Origin of the sequence: Moorena sp. SIO4A5 (assembly GCF_010672005.1) — a bacterium.
Taxonomy (GTDB): Bacteria; Cyanobacteriota; Cyanobacteriia; order Cyanobacteriales; family Coleofasciculaceae; genus Moorena.
This window is the reverse complement of sequence record NZ_JAAHHZ010000550.1, coordinates 1-3,269: the sequence shown is the minus strand read 5'-3', so window position 1 is coordinate 3,269 and position 3,269 is coordinate 1. Positions and strand designations below refer to the sequence as shown.

At 38.2% G+C, this 3,269-nt stretch carries 3 protein-coding genes and 2 pseudogenes; 1 reads left to right on the top strand and 4 read right to left on the bottom strand.

Features of this window, described 5'->3' with window-relative positions; translation table 11 throughout:
* Positions 1 to 305: 305 nt before the first annotated feature.
* The 3 genes and pseudogenes from F6K57_RS42355 to F6K57_RS42345 form a co-directional block, all read right to left on the bottom strand.
* A pseudogene (locus F6K57_RS42355) lies at positions 306 to 463 on the bottom strand (ISAs1 family transposase); the annotation flags it as partial.
* Positions 464 to 678: 215 nt separating this feature from the next.
* The gene (locus F6K57_RS42350) at positions 679 to 825 is read right to left on the bottom strand and encodes a hypothetical protein (protein ID WP_364306224.1); all 147 of its coding nucleotides are present in this window, start codon (positions 823 to 825) and stop codon (positions 679 to 681) included.
* 275 nt (positions 826 to 1,100) lie between these two features.
* Entirely contained in the window at positions 1,101 to 1,433 is a 333-nt protein-coding gene (locus F6K57_RS42345) for a transposase family protein (protein WP_364306221.1), read from the bottom strand.
* A 472-nt stretch (positions 1,434 to 1,905) separates the two neighbouring features.
* Here F6K57_RS42345 and F6K57_RS40805 point away from each other — a divergent pair.
* Positions 1,906 to 2,853 (top strand): annotated as a pseudogene (locus tag F6K57_RS40805) (IS630 family transposase).
* A gap of 92 nt (positions 2,854 to 2,945) precedes the next feature.
* Here F6K57_RS40805 and F6K57_RS40800 read toward each other — a convergent pair.
* Positions 2,946 to 3,269, bottom strand: a 324-nt coding sequence (locus tag F6K57_RS40800) for a GGDEF domain-containing protein (protein WP_293074657.1), incomplete at its 5' end; no start/stop codon positions are given.

Below are 3,269 nucleotides of genomic sequence, written 5' to 3'. Positions count from 1 at the left end.
AATTGTTAGTAAAACGTTGTCAGGTTTTGAGTGAGATGAAAGAAGAAATTATAAATTTAACTTTCTATCATTGGCTAGCTTCTATTTAAGCATTTTTTTAATGGGGTATGACAACCGGATTTAGTATGAGAACTGGATAATCATCATCAGGTAGTTTTCCAGGGTACAGCGGCGAAAAATTATGCCCCAGATAAGTTAGACTGTAAGGGAATCGAGGCTTTTAAAATTTTCAGCATATACCTCGTGTCCATGCTGGCTCGTTTGATTTTTTGACGAGTACTGCGTTTATAGCTGGTTTCAAGATTGAGTAAATTAATACTAAGCGCGCTTGAGTAAAGCCATATTCTGTGGAGCATGGCCTGTGCGAATCCGGCTATTATCCTCCCCAAAAGTCACATCTAAGACGAGCGTGAAGTTGATTTTCAATTGACCAGTGCTGTCGGATAGCTTTACCCAACTGTTGAGCATTGGCTGGTAGAGAAGATAGGTAAAACATCACCTCACGGGTAGTCTTGTTCCACAGATGACGAGTACGAATAACCATAACAATAGTCTGTAATCCATCCCACTGGGACTGTTGGTACAAATCATTGTCTATCTGCTCAAGACAAACCGCCCAAACAATCGCGCTTTTCAGTGCGATGGTGTGCTGACTCCACCCGTAGATCGTAGCTATACTCAAGACCCTCTTGCCTCATTAGCTACAGCAGTTTCAAACCATTGCTTCACCTGCTCCCATAAAGTGGGATGATTTCTTTTGAGTGCCAGAACATAATCCGCACTAAGAGCGCGAATACTACGAGCTATTTGATGCTGAGTCCCCATCGCATCAATGGTATCGGTTGCATCCGCAGATGTCGAGTAATTCCAGTAAGGCGCTTGATCGCTGTAATCTCATTGCTTTTATCGTCCACTTTGACAAGACCTACGAAACAACCGATGGTCACTTGCCCAGGCGCTCACCACGTGCAATGCTGATTTTGACTGGTTACGGTCATAAGAACCCTTGATTTGTTTGCCATCAATGGGAATTACCTGTGCTCCGGGCATCTGTTACTAAACTAGCTAACCAACTGTTAAAGCTCTCCTCAAAGGCACGCTTAAGATATTTGTTCAAACACTCGTCGATACGTATCTGCACAGGGTATCCCATGAGGCAATGGTAATAAGGTGGATAACCATTGCTGGTGGCTGACTCCATAGGTTTCTATGTCTTCCCACCCCGTCGCGCCCCCGATGGTGGCGTCGGGTGCAATCATTACTATACTTACAAATGGATGAAGCACTCCTTGTTTCCCTCGTGGATCTCCCAGGTGCTCAAAATGCTCAAGCATTTGTTGTTGAAACTGCTGAGTATCTCCGGCTGGCTGGAGTGGTGAGGATTTAGGACTGGTTGCGGTGGTTTTAGTGGGTTTATCGAAGCCAATGACCATTGGATACCTTGATTGTGACATCGGTTCCCCTAGCATATTATGAGTTCGTTTTTCTTGCGCTTACCCTGGGTAGTTTTCCTAGGTATCTTTTGACGATTTGTGGAAAATTTGATCTCATTGAAGCAACATTGTAAGATTTTTTTGAGCCTCGATTTTATCAATTTAGAGGCTATTTGTATAGGTTTTTAACTATCATTCAACATTTATGTTCAATATCACCGATAATCTTTAAACTATCTTTATAGTAGAGCCAATTGTGAAATAGTAGAGCCAATTGTGAAAATAATGTGAATGTATCGGTTCCATTTTTCACGTCCTACCTGGTAGCAATTGGGTTTAATAAGCAGGTGCACAAAATTAATTACCTATTTTTGACATAATAATATACAATTAGATAAAATCGATCAAAATAGGTATTTATATGAGATTCATTAGAGAATTAAATCCCGAGACTAAAAAACTTTTATAAAGAATAAGTTGGCAAAGTAAATATCCTCAAGTGAGAGACAGAGCTAAATGTATATTGTTGAGTTATAAAAAATTTTAATACAAGGAATTAACTTTATTATTTGGAGTTAATCGAAAAACTATATATAACTGGTTAACTAGATGGGAAGATCAAAAAATCCTAGGAATATACAATCAAAAAGGTAGGGGCAGAAAACCTAAATTAAATCAGGAGCAAAGGCAACAAGTAAAGGAGTGGGTAAAATCTGAACCAAAAAGCCTAAACAAAGTTAAAAATAAAATCAATAAAGAGTGGAAAATAGATGTAAGTAAGGAAACTATAAAAAGAACCATAAAAAAGTTGAATATGAAATGGAAAAGAATGAAGATAGGAACGAGTAAAACCCCTGATTAATGGGAGCTAGACGTAAAGATACCCAGACTAAAAGAGCTAAAACAGCAAGCTAAAAAAGGAGAAATTGACTTAAGATATTTAGATGAAAGTGGATTCTATTTGAAGCCAGATATTCCTTACGGATGGCAAGAAAAATTAAAACGAATAACTCTTAATAGTTGCCAAAGCAAAAGAATTAATGTTCTCGGATTAATGGGATGTAAAAATCAATTAGATTCCGAAATACATCAGGGCTCAATTGATAGTGAAATCGTGATTAAATTTTTATATAATTTTAGTAAAAATTTAGATAAACTCACTGTAGTAGTAATGGCTCAAGCTTCAATACACACGAGCAATAAAATCCTAGAAAAACTAGAATAATGGAAAGCCAAAAATTTAGATAGATTTTGGTTACCTACTTACTCACCTAAGTACAACTTAATTAAAATTTTCTGGAAATTTATTAAGTATGAGTGGATTGAAATTGATGCTTACGAAAACTGGAAAAGCTTTCTTAAATATCTCAAAAAATTTCTTGACAATTTTGGTCAAGAATATGTAATTAATTTTGTTTAGGTGCTTAGATCAAAATCAGCTTAGTGTAAGACAGAGAAAGCTTTACTCACCTACTGACAAATTACTACTGAAAAATTACTACTCAAAAATTACTATTGACTGATGTTTCCAACTAGGGATTGAGCTGGGAATACACAATCTTGACCAGTGGCTTTGCCTCGCTCAATAGCCTCATCAGCGGCTCGATAGAGGCTTTCGATGTCTGTGCCATCCTCAGGGTACTCTGCCACCCCAGCACTAAATGTTACCTGCACTAGCTCACAGTTATCAAATTCTTCACTAACAGTCTCCAAAATTTCTTGGAGCCTTCTGACCCCAGCCTGTCGATTGAGACCATACATCCCGATGAAGAACTCCTTACCTCCCCAGCGGGCAACTATATCCTCGCTGCGAAACTTTTGCCGCAAGATTTGTCC